The organism is Micromonospora sp. NPDC023956 (assembly GCF_040639195.1).
GTDB lineage: Bacteria > Actinomycetota > Actinomycetes > Mycobacteriales > Micromonosporaceae > Micromonospora.
Window position 1 is genome coordinate 199,638 of sequence record NZ_JBEZZN010000006.1, and the last position, 15,469, is coordinate 215,106.

Consider the following 15,469-nt stretch of genomic DNA (forward strand, 5'->3'; position numbering starts at 1 on the left):
TCCGGTGCCGGCCGGCCCACGAGTGGGTCGGCCGGCGGACGGAGGTCGCGTCGCCCCGGTCGTCGAGGGCGGATCAGGTCCAGTAGAGCATCCGGGCAGCGGGCACCCTGGCTTCGAGTTCCCGCTCGAACCAGGTGCGCAGCTCGATCATCGTGTCGGGCCGGTACACGTACTTCACCCCACCGAACCGGCCGAACTTGCGGCGGCGGGACTCTTCGTCCATCTCCAGCCGGGTGCGGGGATACCAGCCGAGCAGGACCTCCTTGCTCCCGGGCGTGAACCGGTGCGTGATCAGCTCAGTGGTGAGGTCCAGCCGGTCGACCCCGGCCACGGCCGCCCGTACCCGGTCGAGCAGTGCGCCGTAGTGCTCCCGCCAGTGCGGCGCGGGCATGATCGGGGCGATGGTCAGCCCGACCGGGTAGCCGTCGAGCGCCAGCCTGCGCAGGGCGTCGAGCCGCTCCGGCACGGTCGCGGTGCCGCCCTCCAACCGCTCGCTGATCGGGGCGGCGTTGACGCTGAACCGCACCCGGGTGCGCCGGGCGTGCGGCAGTCCCACGAACGTGTCCACGTCGGCGTACTTCGTGGTCCAGCGCAACTGCACCGGCGCGTCCCAGGCCCCGAAGTGCTCCACCGCCCGGCGCCAGCTGCCGGTGAGGTGCTCCAGCGCGAGTGGGTCGGTGTAGCAGGACGCCTCGAACGTCGTGCCCTCGCCGGCCCGGGTGGCGCTGCGGCTGGTCACCGTTCCCCGGCCGACGTAGTCGGCCAGGCCGGCGAGGATGTCGTCGAGATCGGCGTAGACCCGGGTCACCGGAGGACCGGAGAGCGAGCCGGCGAGATAGCAGTACTGGCAGTGGGCCGGGCAGCCCTCGGCCAGGTCCGCCCGCCAGTCCGCACTCGGCGCGATCGACTGCAGCGCCCGCCGCGACGGTGGGCTGACCACGATGGCCAGGGTCGACTTCGCCCGCGCGTACGTCTCCCGCTCGGTCTCGCCCCGCACGCCGACCAGCCGGTTGGCGCGCAACCGCTCGACCTCGATGCCGAGCCCCTCGATCCGGTCGACGATCCGGCGCCCGTGCGGGTGGTCGAGCGCCGCCGGGGTGACGACCACCCGGCGGGGCGTCCAGCGCCGGGCCGGCCGGGCGGGTGGCGCCAGCCCGGTCAGGTCACGGGTCGCCACCTGCTCGCCGCTGGCGTCGTGCGGCGCCGCGGGTACGTTCGCGGCGAGCGGCTCCTCGACGTCCACGGCGTCGTCATCCGGCTTCACCCGGCCCGGGTACCCGTTGTCGCTCCGACCGCACCTACGGCCTGATTCTCGGCCCCCGGACCCGGCAAACCGCCGTGCCGGCCGGGGCGAGCGGCGATGATGGGGCCATGACCGTGGATCTCCGGGGACGCACCGCGCGTGAGGTGCTCGACGACCACCTGCGCCTCGCCGCCGAGGGGCGGTTCGCCGAGGACATCGAGCGCAACGTCGCGCCGGACTGCGTGGTCCTGGAGCGGCGGGGCGTGTTCCGGGGACGCGACGGTGTCCGCACCCTGGCCCGGTGGCTGGTCGAGGAACTGCCGGACGCCCGCTACACGTACACGACCGTGCTGGTGGAGGGACGGGTCGGCTTCCTGGAGTGGACGGCCGAGGCCACCGGCTACCAGGTCCTCGACGGCGCCGACTCCTTCCTCGTCGAGGACGGTTGGATCATCGCGCAGACCATCCACTACACGGTGGAGCCGACAACGGTGGACGTCGTCTCGTAACTGTCTCACTACCGTCGCACAACGCGGCTCACTATTCGTCGCCCAGGTGCCGGTAGACGGTGGCCCGGGAGACGCCCAGGGCGGCGGCGATCTCCTCGACCGAGTGCCGGCCGGCCGCGTGCATCCGCCGGGCGGTGGCGATCTGACCGCTGCTCATCGCCCGGGGCCGGCCGGGTCGACGGGGCGCGGCCGGCGCCTCGGGGACGGCCGGTCCGTCCAGCAGCCGGTGCACCCCGTCGAGCATGTCCGCGCGCAGCACGGCCGGCGGGACGTCCAGGAAGAAGACCACCGGGTCGGAGCACATCGCGATCGCCTGGCTGGCCCGGATCCGGTCCCGCCGGTCGCCGGCCGGCCCGGCGACGATCTCGTTGGCGCGCAGCGCGAACTGCACCAGTCGCTGGTACGTCGGCCCACGGGCGACCAGCGCCATGTCGTGGAAGAGCATGCCCAGCGGCCGGCGGTGCGCCAGCATGGTGTCCACGAACCCCTCGAGCAGCGCCCAGCGACCCCGCTCCGGCGGCAGTCCGCCGGCCGTCGCCAGCAGCGCCTCCAGGTCGGTCAGGAGCGGCTCGACCAGGGCCGCGAGCAGGTCCTCCTTGGTGGGGAAGTGGTAGAGGATGGCGGCCTTGGTCAGCCGGAGCCGCTCGGCGATCTCGCGCAGCGAGGTGCGCTGGTAGCCCCGGGCGGCGAAGAGGTCCAGCGCGGTCCGCAGGATCCTGCCCCGGGTGTCGCCCGGCTCCTCGTCGTCCACGGCCGTCAGCGTAGCGGCGGCTGACCGGTGCCCGGTGGCGACAGGTGGATACGCTGACCGTCGGTCAGTACAGTGTGCACTGTTCGCCCGCTGAGCGACAGGAGGCGTCATGGCCGTCATCTCGGTCAACGACCTGGTCAAGACCTTCGGCCGCACCCGGGCCCTGGACGGGCTCGCCCTGCGCGTCGAGGCGGGGGAGGTGCACGGGTTCCTCGGCCCGAACGGCTCCGGCAAGTCCACCACCATCCGGGTCCTGCTCGGACTGCTCCGGTGGGACTCCGGCGACGTCCGGCTGCTCGGCGGTGATCCGTGGCGGGACGCGGTGGCGTTGCACCGCCGCCTCGCCTACGTCCCCGGTGACGTCAACCTCTGGCCGAACCTCTCCGGCGGGGAGGCGATCGACCTGCTCGGGGCCCTGCGCGGCGGGCTCGACCGGCGTCGCCGCGACGAACTGCTCCAGCGGTTCGACCTCGATCCGACGAAGAAGTGCCGCACCTACTCCAAGGGCAACCGGCAGAAGGTGGCCATCGTCGCGGCCTTCGCCACCGACGTCGAGCTGTACGTGCTGGACGAGCCGACCTCCGGCCTGGACCCGCTGATGGAGGCGGTGTTCCAGGACGAGATCCGGCGGATCCGGGGCGACGGCGGCACCGTGCTGCTCTCCAGCCACGTGCTCGCCGAGGTGGAGGCGCTCTGCGACCGGGTGAGCATCATCCGGGAGGGCCGCACCGTCGAGTCCGGCACCCTCGCCGAGCTGCGCCACCTCACCCGCCTGTCCGTCACCGTCGAGACCGCGCGCCCGGTGACCGGGCTGGACGGCATCGCCGGGACCCAGCTCGTCGGCACGGCCGACAACCGACTCCAGCTGGAGGTCGACCCGGCCCACCTGGACGACCTCCTCGGCCACCTGGTCCGGTTCGGCGTCCGGTCGCTGACCAGCGCCCCGCCCACCCTGGAGGAGCTGTTCCTGGCCCACTACGGCGACCGGGTCACCCCCACCGGGCGCGTGCCGGCGGGGCAGCGGTGAGCGCCCTCACCGGCACCGGTCGCCTGGTCCGGCTGGCGGTGCGCCGCGACCGGGTCCGGCTGGTGTTCTGGGTGCTCGGGACGCCGCTGCTGACCGCCGCGCTGGCGGCCAGCGTCGCCGGCCTCTACGCCGGGGAACGGGACCGGCTCACCTACGCCACCACCGCGGCGGCCAGCCTGGTCGCGCGGGCGTTCAACGGGCCGATCGCCGGGCCGAGCATGGGCGCGGTGGTCTTCGCCGAGTCGTACCTGACCCTCGCCGTGCTGACCGCCCTGCTGAGCACCTTCACCGTGGTCCGGCACACCCGCCAGAACGAGGAGACCGGCCGGGCCGAACTGCTCGGCGCGTCGGTGCTCGGCCGCTACGCCCCGCTCACCGCCGCCCTGCTGGTCACCGTCGCGGCCAACCTGCTCACCGCCGCGCTGGTCGCCCTCGCCCTGGTCGGTGCGGACCTGCCGGCCGGCGGATCGGTCGCCACCGCCGCGGCGATCGCCACCGTCGGCGTCTCCTTCGCGGCGGTCGCCGCGGTGACCGCCCAGCTCTCCGGCACCTCCCGGGGCGCGAACGCCCTGGCCGCGGCGACCGTCGGGGTGGCGTTCGTGCTCCGCGCCGCCGGTGACGTGTTCGGCGACGCCAGCCCGGACGGGCTGCGCGTGGTCAGCGCCTGGCCCGCCTGGCTCTCCCCGCTCGGCTGGGCCACCCAGGTCCGCCCGTACGGGGGCGAGCGGTGGTGGGTGCTCCTGCTGCCCGCCGCGCTGCTGGTCGCGGCGACCGTGGCCGCGTACCTGCTGACCAGCCGGCGGGACCTCGGGGCCGGCCTGCTCGCCACCCGGCGCGGGCCGGCGCGGGCACCCCGTGGCCTGCTCAGCCCGGTCGGCCTGGCGTGGCGGTTGCAGCGCGCTGCCCTGCTCGGCTGGGCCGTCGGTGTCGCGCTGCTCGGCTTCGGCCTGGGGCTCGCCGCCGACGAGGTCGAGAACATGGTCGGCGAGAACGCGGCGGCGGCCGAGGCGATCAGCCAGCTCGGCGGTGGGGCGAACCTGGTCGACGCGTACCTGACCGCGATGATCGGGATCTTCGCGTTGACCATCGGCGCGTACGTCGTGCAGGCGGTGCTGCGGGCCCGCGCCGAGGAGTCCGACGGGACCCTGGAGGTGGTGCTCGCCGCCGCCGTCAGCCGGCCGCGTTGGCTGGCCGGGCACCTGTCCACCGCCGTGCTCGGCGCCACCGGCCTGCTGCTCCTGGCCGGGGCGACCACCGGACTCGGGTACGCCACCGTCGCCGGTGACCCGGTCGGCCGGGTGGGCGAGCTGACCGGGGCGGCCCTGGTCCGGGTGCCGGCGCTGCTGGTGCTGGCCGGGGTGGTGGTGCTGTTCTTCGGGCTGGCGCCCCGCGCGGTGGCGAGCCTGTCCTGGGCGACGCTGATCGTGTTCCTGCTGTTCGGGCAGCTCGGGGCGGTACTGGACCTGCCGCAGCCGGTGCTGGACCTCTCCCCGTACACGCACGTGCCGGCCCTGCCGGCGGCCGGGTTCACCGCGTTGCCGCTGGCCGTGCTCACCGGGGTGGCGGTCCTGCTGCTCGCTGCCGGGGCGACCGGCTTCCGCCGTCGCGACGTCCCGAGCTGAGCGGACGCGGACCCGGGTGGGCCGGCGCCCTGCCCGCCCGGGGCGCGGTCAGTGGGCTCGGACCGGGTTGTCGAGGATCGCCCGGAAGCGCTCCTCGGCCAGGTCGAGCTGGGCGGAGATGTGCTCCTTGACGGCGGGCGCGAGCGGCGTGTCCGGTCGGGCGACCAGTTCCCGCAGGATCGGGACCAGTGGTCGGTACTTGCGGGCCAGCGAGAGCACCTTCGGCCCGGTCGTGTGGATCACCCCGACGCCGTTGTCGGTGAAGTCGGAGATCTTGATGACCCGCGCCCACGGGTCCCGCTCCAGGCTGGCCGCGACGTGCTCCCGGTACTGGACGTGCCGGTCCCGGTCCGGGTCCCAGGACGGGTTGGTGACCGCCGCGACCAACCGGGCGACCCGGTGACCGAACCGGTCGGCCAGCACGGCGAGGGCGGCCGGGACCGGATCGACGCCCTCGGCGACCGGGCCGGCCAGCGCGGCCGGATGGTCCTCCACGGCGTCGTGCAGCAGACCCGCGACGATCACGTCGACGTCGCGGACCTGGTAGTGGTGCATCATCCGGATCGCCACCCGCAGCAGGTGGTTCAGGTACGGCTCGCGCACCCGCCGGTCGTCGCGGTGCAGGTCGGCGGCGAGGTCGAGGGCCTCGCTGAGCCGTGCCCGCGCGTCGTCGTCGAAGGTGCCGATCTCCAGCCGGAACCGCTCCAGCAGGCCGGGCTCACCATGGATCTCCGTGATCGCGTGCATCGGCATCGTGCCCAGGTACGAGGGGAAATCCATCCGTCACTTATAGCCGATGGGGCCGGTGTGACGTGTGGCCGGCACCGGCCGTGGGTAGCAGACGATCACGGAACGACACGGGAGTGGCCATGAGCGAAGCGAACAACGTCTGGCGGGTCGACGTCGACGGCGGGCAGCACGACATCGAGGTCGAGCACAGCACCATGACGGGAAAGATCGTGGTGCGGCTCGACGGTCAGGTCGTGGACGAGGAGCGGCTCTGGTTCAGCAAGGAACAGATGGAGTTCCCGGTCGGTACGCACAGCGCGCGGGTGACCGTCGAGTACGCCTACGGCGGATTCGCGACGCGTAGCGCCCTGCACTTCGACGGACGGTACGTCGAGCCACTGAGCAAGTGACCGCACGGCGGGCCGGCACCGGGGACGGTGGCCGCGCCCGTCGACCCGAACGGTCTCCGGAAGCGAACCGGGCCCGGCGCTCTCCCCGCGCCGGGCCCCACGCGTTCCCGGCCGGAGCGGGGTCCGGGCGCGAGCCGTCAGCGGCACCGGCGGGCGTTGAGCCGGGCGGCCTGTCGGGTCAGGTGGTCACGTTCGGCGAGGTTGGGGGCCCGGTGGGCCGCCTCGGCGTACAACCGCGCCGCCGTCTCCGGGTCGCCGTCGCGTTCGTGGAGGTACGCCGCCACCGCGGCGTGACGGGGCAGTGCCGCGTCCAGCTCCGCGAGCGCCGCCAGCCCGGCGCGCGGTCCGTCGGCCTCGCCGACGGCCACCGCGCGGTTGAGCCGGACGACCGGGCTGTCGGTCAGGCGCGCGAGCTCGTCGTACCACTCGACGATCTGCACCCAGTCGGTCTCCTCGGCGGTGGGCGCGTCGGCGTGCAGGGCCGCGATGGCGGCCTGGGCCTGGAACTCGCCCAGCCGGTCGCGGGCGAGGGCCGCCTGGAGGATCTCGACGCCCTCGGCGATCGACGTCCTGTCCCACCGGCCGCGGTCCTGCTCGGCGAGGGGCACCAGAGCGCCGTCGGGAGCGGTCCGGGTGGCGCGCCGGGCGTGGTGGAGCAGCATGAGAGCGAGCAGCCCGGCCACCTCGGGATGGTCGATCGTGGCGGCGAGCTGCCGGGTGAGCCGGATGGCCTCGGCGGCGAGGTCGACGTCGCCCGAGTAGCCCTCGTTGAAGACCAGGTAGAGGACGCGCAGCACGGTGGCGACGTCGCCGGGCTGGTCGAACCGCACACCGGAGACGGTGCGCTTGGCCCGGCTGATGCGCTGCGCCATGGTGGCCTCGGGGACCAGGTAGGCCTGGGCGATCTGGCGGGTGGTCAGCCCGCCGACGGCGCGCAGGGTGAGCGCGACCGCGGACGACGGCGTCAGCGACGGGTGGGCGCACAGGAAGTAGAGCTGGAGCGTGTCGTCCACCGCGGGCACGGGGCCGGGGGTCGGCTCCTCGTCGACGAGGTCCTCACGGCGGCGGCGGGCGGCGTCGGACCGGGTCGCGTCGAGGAAGCGGCGCCAGGCCACGGTGACCAGCCAGCCCTTCGGGTCCCGCGGCGGGTCGGCCGGCCAGACGCGGACCGCCTCGACCAGCGCGTCCTGCACGGCGTCCTCGGCCGCCGCGAAGTCGGCTCCGCGGCGGACGAGGATGCCGAGCACGTTCGGCGTGAGGCTCCGGAGCAGAGCCTCGTTCATCGGAGAACTCACTCCGTGATGGTGGGCGGTGCGGTCAGGAACGGGCGCAGCTCGAGCCATTCGTGGATCGGCTTTCCGCCCGCCCCGGGGGCGGCAGACAGCTCGCCGGCCAGCTCGACGGCGCGCTCGTAGCTGTCGACGTCGATCACCATCCAGCCGGCGATGAGGTCCTTGGTCTCGGCGAACGGGCCGTCGGTGACCGGCGGGCGCCCCTCACCGTCGTACCGGACGAACGTCCCTTCGGGGGCGAGCGCCTGACCGTCGACGAACTCACCGGTCCCCTCGAGCCGGGCCGCGAAGTCGCTCATGTACTGCATGTGCGCCGAGATCTCCTCCGGCGTCCACTGGTCCATGGGCACGTCGTTGACCGCGGCCGGAGCGCCGCGGTAGTGCTTGAGCAGCAGGTACTTGGCCATCGTGGTTCTCCTCGGTGCGATTGCGACCCATTCTGGTCACGTTCACCGCAGGGACGGAGCCCGCCACGGTTTCTCGACATCGTCGTCCGAGGAATTTCCCGCTCTCGTGGCGGAGCGGGGCAGACCGGCGGCCGGGGTCGCCGGCGAACAGTTCGCCCGCGACCCCGGCCGATGGTGCGGGGGTGGGGTGGGGGACGGGAGACACCACCCCACCGCCGTGGTCAGACGGTGATCCGTCCGGCACCCGCGCCGGCCGTGACCGACGCCTTGACCCCGGTGGCGTTCTCCACCGCGTACGGGTACGGGATGGCCGCGACGTCCCCGGCGCTCTCCGGCGTACCGGAGTTGACGAAGTGGTTGTTCCGCTGGACCAGGTCACCCGGGCCCGAGTCGGCGTAGCCCACGGCGGTCGGGCGGGTCACGTTCTCGAAGTAGTTCCCCTCGACCAGCACGCCCGCCCCCATGGTGGAGGCGACGCCGTAGTCCGCGCCGTTGTAGTAGTTGTTGAACACGTGCACCGGGTCACCGAAGCGCACCCGGGGGTGCCGCTCCTTGCTCCCGTCGAACCAGTTGTGGTGGTAGGTCACCCGCAGGTGGCCCCGGTCGGCGGTGTGCCCGTCGTCGTGCCCGAGCAGCATGCTCTTGGTGTGGTTCATGACCCGGTTCCACGAGACGGTGACGAAGTCGGACTCCCGCTTCACGTCGACCGCGCCGTCGTAGCCGCCGTCGAAGGTGTTGTGGTCGACCCAGACGTTCGTCGAGCCCTGGACGTTGATCGCGTCGTCGTCCCAGCCCCGGAAGGTGAGGTTGCGGATGATGACGTTACGGGCCCCGCTGACGTTGAACCCGTTGTCGACCACGGCGTTACCGACCCCGAGCACGGTCTTGTTCGACCGGACGTCGTTCATCGTGTCCGGCATGGTGAGCGAGCCCTGCACCCGGATGATCAGCGGGGACGACGACTCCAGCGCGTCGGCCAGGGCCTGACCGCTGGTGACCGTCACCGTCTGACCGCCGGCGCCGCCGGTGGTGCCACCGTTCTGGGTGGCCCAGCCGACCAGGTCGCCGGTGGGCGGGTTGGTCGGCGGGGGAGTGGTGGCCGGGGGCGTGGTGGGCGGGGTGGTGGTCGGCGGCGTGCTGGTGGGCGGGGTGCCGGGGAGCCCGACCCGGCCCACCCCGGCCTGGGCGGTGACCACGGCCTTCTGGTCGCAGGCGGTGCCGACGGTGTAGGCGTACGACGGGTTGCCGACGCTGCCGCCGGTCTGCCCGGCGCCGGAGTTGACCAGGCAGTTGTTCCGGGCGACCAGTCGCCCGTCACCGGAGGAGCCCTCGCCCAGGTGGTACGGGTCGTCGACGTTCTCGAAGTAGTTGCCCTCGACGATGACCCCGGCGTCCTCGGTGGAGGCGACCCCGTAGTTGCCGGTGTTCAGGTAGTAGTTGTTGTAGACGTGCACCTGGTCGCCGAAGCGGACCCGGGGGTTGCGCTGGTTGGTGTTGTCGAACCAGTTGTGGTGGTAGGTGACCTTGAGCCGGCCGACGTCCTGGGCGGCGTTGCCGTCGTCGTGGCCGAGGAGCATGTTCTTGTCGGTGCCGTCGGCGTGGTTGTAGGAGATCGTCACGTACGACGAGCCCCGCTTGACGTCGACGCCTCCGTCGGCGCCGGTGGTCCAGGTGTTGTGGTCGATCCAGATGTGGTGGGAGAACATCTGCACGTTGATCGCGTCGTCCGCCCAGTTCCGGAAGTTCAGGTTCCGGACGATCACGTTGTGCACGGCGTTGGCCGGCGGTGAGGTGATCGCGTTGTCGATCGGCAGGCCGATGTTGAGACCGCCGCCGGTGAAGCCGGAGTTCGCCCCGACACCGACGATCGTCTTGTCCGAGGTGACCTCGTGCATCGGACCGGGCAGGGCGATCATCCCGTTGACCTGGATGATCTTCGGACCGGTCGAGGCGGCCTCCGCGACGAACTGCGCCGCACTGGTCACCGTGACGGTCGGCCCGCCGGCCCCGCCGGTGGTGCCGTTCTGCCCCCAGGCGTCCACCGACGCCCAACCGTCGGCGACGTTCGTGCCCGGGTTGCCGGTCGGGTCGGGGGTCGGCGTGGTCGGCGTCGGCGTCGGGGTGACACCGCCCGAGCTGACCTGCACGTTGTCGAACTCGGCGCTGGAGTAGAAGGTGGCCAGGCCGATCCGGCCGGTGGCGTACCGGCTGTCCGACGCCTCGGTGAGCAGGGTGCCGTTGACGTACCCCTTGAGGGAGCTGCCGGCCACGTCGAGCCGCAGGGTGTAGGTGGTGCCGGCGGAGACCGGCACGCTGGCGGTGTCCAGGGTGGTGGACGAGCCGCCGGCCAGGCTCTTCAGCTCGACGGTGTTGTTGCTGCGCAGCGCCAGGTAGTAGTAGCTGGTGCTGCTCTGCGCGCGGGCCAGCAGCGCGACGAAGCGGTTGCTGCCGTTGAACGCGGTCGGCTTCACCGTGGCCTGCACCGAGTAGTCGGTCCAGCTCGACGTGCCGGCCACCGACCGGGCGTCACTGCTGGTGCCGGTCTGCCGGTAGGTCTGCGAGGCCACCGACCAGCTCCCGCCGGAGGGGGTCCAGCCGGAGGAGTTGCCGTCGGCGAAGTCGTCGGAGAAGAGGGTGTCGGCGTAGGCGGTGGCGCCCATGCCGAGGGCGAGGGTGACCGCGCCGAGCGCGGAACCGATCGCGATCAGGAGACCGCGGCGTCGTCTGCGCCGCGTGTCGGTCCGGTTCACGGAACCTCCTGGTGAGGGGTGGTGGGATGCCCGGATCGGGCTATTCATCGATCAAGATCGATGTCTTGGGGACGGGTCGGCCCCGGTGCGGTGGATCTTCGGGGGGGTGTCGCGGTGGGACGGGTGCGCCGGGGCCGACCCGGTGGAACGGGTGGAACGGGTGGAACGGGTGGAAAGCCGACCCTCAGAAGCCGATCTTCCCGGTGCCGGCGCCGGCCATGACCACCGACTTCACGCTGGCCGGGTCGGTGAGCTGGTACGGGTAGAAGGTGCGCGGCTCGGTCACCGTGCCTCCGGAGTCACCCGGCTCGCTGGTGCCGGACAGGACGTTGTCCCGGGCCACCAGGCGACCCCGGGATCCCGAGTAGCTGATCGACCAGGGCACCTCGACGTCCTCGAAGTGGTTGCCCTCGACCACGCAGCCCGAGTTCAGCTGGCAGGCCACCCCGACGTCGGTGTTGTAGACGAAGTAGTTGTTGAAGACGTGCACCGGGTCGCCGAACCGCACCCGCGGATTGCGCTGCGGGGTCCGGTCGTACCAGTTGTGGTGGTAGGTGACCCGGAGGTGGCCGGTGTCCTGCGCGCCGTTGTTGTCGTCGTGGCCGAGCAGCATGTTCTTGGTGTGGTGGTGGGTGTGGTTCCACGACACGGTCACGTACGACGACCCGCGCTTGATGTCGATCAGCCCGTCGTATCCGTTCGACAGGTCGTTGTGGTCGATCCAGACGTGGTGGGAGAACATCTGCACGTTGATCGCGTCGTCGACGGTGTTCCGGAAGTTCAGGTTCCGGATGATCACGTTGTGCACGGCGTTGGCCGGCGGGGTGGTCACGTTGCTCACCGGCAGGCCGATGTTGAGGCCGCCGCCGGTGATCCCCGAGTTCGCGCCGACCCCGACGATGGTCTTGTCCGAGGTGACGTCGTGCATCGGACCGGGCAGGGCGATCATCCCGCTGATCTTGACGGTCAACGGTCCGGGTGTGGCGATCGCGCTGAGCAGCTCGCCGGCGGTGTCCACGGTGACGGTCGGACCGCCCGCCCCGCCGGTGGTGCCGTTCTGCCCGAGGGCGTTCACCGACGCGAAGCCGATCGGCGGCGCGCCCGGGTCGGTCGGCGGCTCGGTCGGCGGCAGGGTCGGCGTCGGCCCGCCGGTCGGGGTGCCGGTCGGCGGGGCCCCGGTGGCGGTGGCCACCAGCACGTCGTCGAAGGTCGCGCTGGCGTACGAGGTGGCCAGCCCGGCCCGGCCGGCGGTGAACGCGCCGTCGGTGGCCTGCACCACCAGCGCGCCGTCGACGTAACCGCGCAGCGAGCTGCCGACCGCCTCCAGCCGCAGCGTCGACCAGGAACCGACCGTGACGCCGGCGGTGGCCGAGCCGAGCACCACCGGGTCACCGCCGGCGCGCTTGACCAGCTGCACCCCGCCGCTGGCGGTGGCCACCAGGGCGTAGTAGTTGCTGCTGCTCTGCGCCCGCGCGATCACCCCGGCGTGCCGGGCGCCGCTGGCGAACGCGGTGGGCTTGACCCGGGCCTGGACGCCGTAGTCGGCCCAGCTGGTCTGACCGGTCAGCACCCGGGCGTCGCTGCTGGTGCCGGACTGCCGGAACGCCAGCGAGCCGTCGGTGACCACCGACCAGCTGCCGCCCGACCGGGACCAGCCGTTGGCGTCGCCGTCCTCGAAGGTGTCGGTGAGCAGTGTGTCGGCCCACGCCGACGAGGTGGTGACCAGCACGGTGCCGGCGACCAGGGCGCCGGCCGCCAGCGCGGCGGCGAGGCGTCCGGCCGGGCGGCCCCGGATCGGGAGTCGGTTCATCGGGTACCTCCTGTGGTGGTAGGGGGTGCGGGTTGCGGTGGGTCGCCGCGTGAGCGCGGACGTGGCGACCCACCCTCCTCGGGCGGTGTGCGGGGACGGTCACCCACCGCCCGTGGCTTCTACAGCGGCAGCCGGTCCGCCCCGGCCAGCAGACCGACCACGAGCGGGACCGCCGGGGCCGGCAGCGGGCGTGCGGTGCGCAGCGTCGGCGTCCAGCCCGCGTCGGTGCCCAGGTCGGGGTCGTGGGTGGCGTTGTACGCGGCCACCAGGTCGACCGGGCCGGGCAGCGACCGGTGGGCGTGCACCCAGTTGCCGCGCGCGGTGATCGCGGTGCCGCCCCAGTCGTACAGCAGGTCCTCGACGGCGATTCCGGCGCCGAGGGTGAAGTGGTTGTTCTCCGCGTACACCGCGGACTGCACGCCCACGCCGATGGCGTAGTCGAAGCCCGCGCCGAGGCGGTACCAGTTGTTGTAGATGTCGACCTGGCCGAAGCGGACCCGGGGCAGCCGCTGGACCACCTGGTCGAAGAGGTTGTGGTGCAGGGTCACCTTGAGCCGGCCGACGTCCGGACCGACCGTGTTCGACGAGCCGATCAGCATCAGCTTGTCCCGACCGGTGAACCGGTTGTACGAGGCGGTGACCAGGCTGGCGGTGTGGGTGACGTCCAACGATCCGTCGTGCACCTGGTAGGGCCGGCCGAAGTGCACCGGCTGGGCGCTGTCCGGGTTGTCGCCGTCGGTGAACGTGTTGTGGTCGATCCACACGTTCTCGCTGCGCCGCACCGAGATCTGGTCGTACTGGGAGTTCCAGTTGCCGGCCGCGCCGTCCGTCGGCGACCAGGCCGGGAAGCAGTCCCGCGCGTCGTCGAAGGTCAGGTTCCGGACGATGACGTTGCTGGCGGTGTCGATCATCAGGGTCAGCCCGGTCAGCCGGGCCCCGCGCAGGCCGACGATGGTGGTGTTCGGGCCGACGTTGATCTGCGTGTGCCGCGTCTGGTTGGTCACCGAGCGCACCCGGGCGGCCTCCAGCGGCCCGCTCGGCGCGACCATGCCCCACACCGCCGGGTCGTACGCGGCCAGGTACGCCGGCAGCGAGTAGTCCGGGTCGGCCAGGTCGGTGCAGTCGAGCAGGCTGCCGTCGGGGCCCTCGAAGCCGTCGACGATGCCGTCGACCACGAGCACCTTGGGGGTGGCGTTGGCACGGTTGGTGGCGTTGTCCCCGCCGAGCGCGCGGATCAGGTCGGCCCGGCTGCGGACCAAATGGACCTGGTCCGCGGTGGCGGCCGACCCGCCGGTGGTGCCGGGGCCGGCGGCGGCCCAGCCGTCCCCGGCGGGCAGGGACTGCCGGGCGAACCGTTCGACGTGCCGGGAGACGGATCCGTCGGCGGTCCCCGGGGCGGCGGCGACCGCGCTGCCGGGGAGAAGAAGGGCGAGGGCGACCAGGGCCGCCCCGGTTATGCGAAGACGCATGGGACTCTCCGAAGTGGTCTGTCGTGCGGCGGACTCCGCGTCGGAAGCGGAATGCCGATGATTCGACAGTAAGGAAAATCACTAAAGAGAGTCAATGAATACAATATGCAGCTATTTTGCAGTTAATTGTGGCAGGCGTTATTCGCCCGACCGTTCGTCGTCGGGAACGTGCCGGTCACGCCCATTTTCCGGGGAATGCCGGCACTGCTCGTTTGCAGTGGTCTGCCGATGGTCCCGGTCCGGGCCGTTCGCGTCAGCCGTCCCCCCTCTCCGTCAGCGTGGTCCGCGCCGGCGGGACCGCCCACGGCACCGCCAGCTCCGACAGGAGCGCCCCCGTCTCGGCCGCCTTCCGGAGCACCCCGTTCACCCCACGGATGGTGACCACCCGGTCCGGTCCCGTCCCGGTGGCGGTGACCAGGTCGCCGTCGAGCAACGTCGGTTCGGGCGCGTGCTGGATCACCTCCAGCACGGCGGTGAACGGGGCGGTCCGGGCCAGTGGCGCGATCAGCGGTGCGCCGGTCGCCCGGTGGTCGAGCAGGTTCTCCAGCAACCCGATCCGGCCGGGCACGGTGCGCGGCGCGGTGTCCCCGGGCAGCAGCAGCCGGTCGGTGGGGTACTCCAGCACCGCCCGGCCGGCGGTCCCCTCCACCAGCACCTCGCCCCGGACGAAGTCCTCCCCGGCCAGCGTCACCGCCGCCAGGACGGGCGGTGCGCCCCGGGACTCCACCCGCATCGCGGCGGTGTCGTCCACCTCGATCGGGCGCACCCGGTAGCGTTCCAGCTCCACCGCCGTCGGCGTCACCGGCCGCCCGGCGATCGCCTCGGCGATCGCCAGGCACTGCATCCACGCGTGGGCGATCGGGTTCGCCAGCACCCCGTCCAGCACCGGCCGGCCGGCCAGGAACCGCCGGCCGGCCCAGGGCGCACGGGCGTAGTAGCCGTCCGGACGCTGCCAGGCCGCCACGGTGGAGATGCCGAGGACGGTGCCCAGCCGCCCCTCGGCCACCGCCGTGACCAGCTCGGCCAGCGCGGCCGACCCGAGCGCCTGGAACCCGACCTGGCAGGACCGGCCGGTCTCGGCGAGCACGCCGGTCAACGCGTCGTGCTCGGCCAGGGAGAGTACCGGCGGCTTCTCCAGCAGGACGTCGGCCCCGGCGGTCAGCGCGTCCCGGGCGATCGGCAGGTGGGTGTGCGGGGGTGTGCAGACCACCACCACGTCCGGCCGGCTCGCGCGCAGCATCTCCCGGTGGTCGGTGAAGACGCCGGTGCCATCCGGCACCGGCGCGTCCGGGTCCGGCTCCACCGGTCGGACGTCGACCAGGGCGACCAACCGCAGCCGCCCCGCCGCGTGCAGCGGCGCGATCACCCGCCGGTGCCACCGGCCGTGCCCGTTCGCCCCGATCACCGCCACCCGGGGGACCGGGCGGCCCGTCGTGGACACCGGCCGGCC

At 72.8% G+C, this 15,469-nt stretch carries 13 protein-coding genes; 4 read left to right on the forward strand and 9 right to left on the reverse strand.

Annotated features, from left to right (window positions below; translation table 11 throughout):
- Positions 1–73: 73 nt before the first annotated feature.
- Positions 74–1,264, reverse strand: coding sequence for a spore photoproduct lyase family protein (locus tag AB0F58_RS14815; RefSeq protein ID WP_357142621.1), 1,191 nt, complete (start codon positions 1,262–1,264; stop codon positions 74–76).
- 107 nt (positions 1,265–1,371) lie between these two features.
- On the opposite strand from AB0F58_RS14815, the gene AB0F58_RS14820 reads away from it, so the two are divergent.
- Positions 1,372–1,752 (forward strand): nuclear transport factor 2 family protein, encoded by a 381-nt coding sequence (locus AB0F58_RS14820; RefSeq protein WP_357142622.1) that lies wholly within the window; start codon positions 1,372–1,374, stop codon positions 1,750–1,752.
- 31 nt (positions 1,753–1,783) lie between these two features.
- Here AB0F58_RS14820 and AB0F58_RS14825 read toward each other — a convergent pair whose 3' ends face one another.
- Positions 1,784–2,503 (reverse strand): TetR family transcriptional regulator, encoded by a 720-nt coding sequence (locus tag AB0F58_RS14825; protein ID WP_357142623.1) that lies wholly within the window; start codon positions 2,501–2,503, stop codon positions 1,784–1,786.
- A 109-nt stretch (positions 2,504–2,612) separates the two neighbouring features.
- Between AB0F58_RS14825 and AB0F58_RS14830 the strand changes: the two genes are divergently transcribed.
- A complete protein-coding gene (locus tag AB0F58_RS14830; RefSeq protein WP_357142624.1) occupies positions 2,613–3,530 on the forward strand; it encodes an ABC transporter ATP-binding protein in 918 nt (305 codons plus the stop codon).
- Complete coding sequence (locus AB0F58_RS14835) at positions 3,527–5,152, forward strand: anibiotic ABC transporter (RefSeq protein WP_357142625.1); 1,626 nt, start codon at positions 3,527–3,529, stop codon at positions 5,150–5,152. The genes AB0F58_RS14830 and AB0F58_RS14835 overlap by 4 nt, the downstream gene beginning before the upstream one ends.
- A gap of 48 nt (positions 5,153–5,200) precedes the next feature.
- On the opposite strand, the gene AB0F58_RS14840 is transcribed toward AB0F58_RS14835, so the two are convergent.
- Entirely contained in the window at positions 5,201–5,932 is a 732-nt protein-coding gene (locus AB0F58_RS14840; protein ID WP_357142626.1) for an HD domain-containing protein, read from the reverse strand.
- Positions 5,933–6,021: 89 nt separating this feature from the next.
- Between AB0F58_RS14840 and AB0F58_RS14845 the strand changes: the two genes are divergently transcribed.
- Positions 6,022–6,291 (forward strand): hypothetical protein, encoded by a 270-nt coding sequence (locus AB0F58_RS14845; RefSeq protein ID WP_357142627.1) that lies wholly within the window; start codon positions 6,022–6,024, stop codon positions 6,289–6,291.
- A gap of 137 nt (positions 6,292–6,428) precedes the next feature.
- Here the strand turns inward: AB0F58_RS14845 and AB0F58_RS14850 are convergent, their stop codons facing one another.
- The 6 genes from AB0F58_RS14850 to AB0F58_RS14875 form a co-directional block, all read right to left on the reverse strand.
- Positions 6,429–7,574, reverse strand: coding sequence for a DUF6596 domain-containing protein (locus tag AB0F58_RS14850; protein ID WP_357142735.1), 1,146 nt, complete (start codon positions 7,572–7,574; stop codon positions 6,429–6,431).
- Between the two features lie 8 nt (positions 7,575–7,582).
- A complete protein-coding gene (locus AB0F58_RS14855; RefSeq protein ID WP_357142628.1) occupies positions 7,583–7,990 on the reverse strand; it encodes a YciI family protein in 408 nt (135 codons plus the stop codon).
- A gap of 221 nt (positions 7,991–8,211) precedes the next feature.
- The gene (locus AB0F58_RS14860) at positions 8,212–10,740 is read right to left on the reverse strand and encodes a right-handed parallel beta-helix repeat-containing protein (RefSeq protein ID WP_357142629.1); all 2,529 of its coding nucleotides are present in this window, start codon (positions 10,738–10,740) and stop codon (positions 8,212–8,214) included.
- Between the two features lie 184 nt (positions 10,741–10,924).
- Positions 10,925–12,550 (reverse strand): family 16 glycoside hydrolase, encoded by a 1,626-nt coding sequence (locus AB0F58_RS14865; protein ID WP_357142630.1) that lies wholly within the window; start codon positions 12,548–12,550, stop codon positions 10,925–10,927.
- 119 nt (positions 12,551–12,669) lie between these two features.
- Positions 12,670–14,019: a pectate lyase gene (locus tag AB0F58_RS14870; protein ID WP_357142631.1), complete on the reverse strand. Its 1,350-nt coding sequence runs from the start codon at positions 14,017–14,019 to the stop codon at positions 12,670–12,672.
- 253 nt (positions 14,020–14,272) lie between these two features.
- Positions 14,273–15,460 (reverse strand): Gfo/Idh/MocA family oxidoreductase, encoded by a 1,188-nt coding sequence (locus tag AB0F58_RS14875; RefSeq protein WP_357142632.1) that lies wholly within the window; start codon positions 15,458–15,460, stop codon positions 14,273–14,275.
- Positions 15,461–15,469 lie beyond the last annotated feature (9 nt).

What these genes read in the sequence shown, in the direction of transcription:
- AB0F58_RS14855 (WP_357142628.1), bottom strand. Translation starts at nt 7,990, where the DNA reads ATGGCCAAGTACCTGCTGCTCAAGCACTACCGCGGCGCTCCGGCCGCG.
- AB0F58_RS14865 (WP_357142630.1), bottom strand. Translation starts at nt 12,550, where the DNA reads ATGAACCGACTCCCGATCCGGGGCCGCCCGGCCGGACGCCTCGCCGCC.
- AB0F58_RS14840 (WP_357142626.1), bottom strand. Translation starts at nt 5,932, where the DNA reads ATGGATTTCCCCTCGTACCTGGGCACGATGCCGATGCACGCGATCACG.
- AB0F58_RS14870 (WP_357142631.1), bottom strand. Translation starts at nt 14,019, where the DNA reads ATGCGTCTTCGCATAACCGGGGCGGCCCTGGTCGCCCTCGCCCTTCTT.
- AB0F58_RS14820 (WP_357142622.1), top strand. Translation starts at nt 1,372, where the DNA reads ATGACCGTGGATCTCCGGGGACGCACCGCGCGTGAGGTGCTCGACGAC.
- AB0F58_RS14830 (WP_357142624.1), top strand. Translation starts at nt 2,613, where the DNA reads ATGGCCGTCATCTCGGTCAACGACCTGGTCAAGACCTTCGGCCGCACC.
- AB0F58_RS14845 (WP_357142627.1), top strand. Translation starts at nt 6,022, where the DNA reads ATGAGCGAAGCGAACAACGTCTGGCGGGTCGACGTCGACGGCGGGCAG.
- AB0F58_RS14850 (WP_357142735.1), bottom strand. Translation starts at nt 7,574, where the DNA reads ATGAACGAGGCTCTGCTCCGGAGCCTCACGCCGAACGTGCTCGGCATC.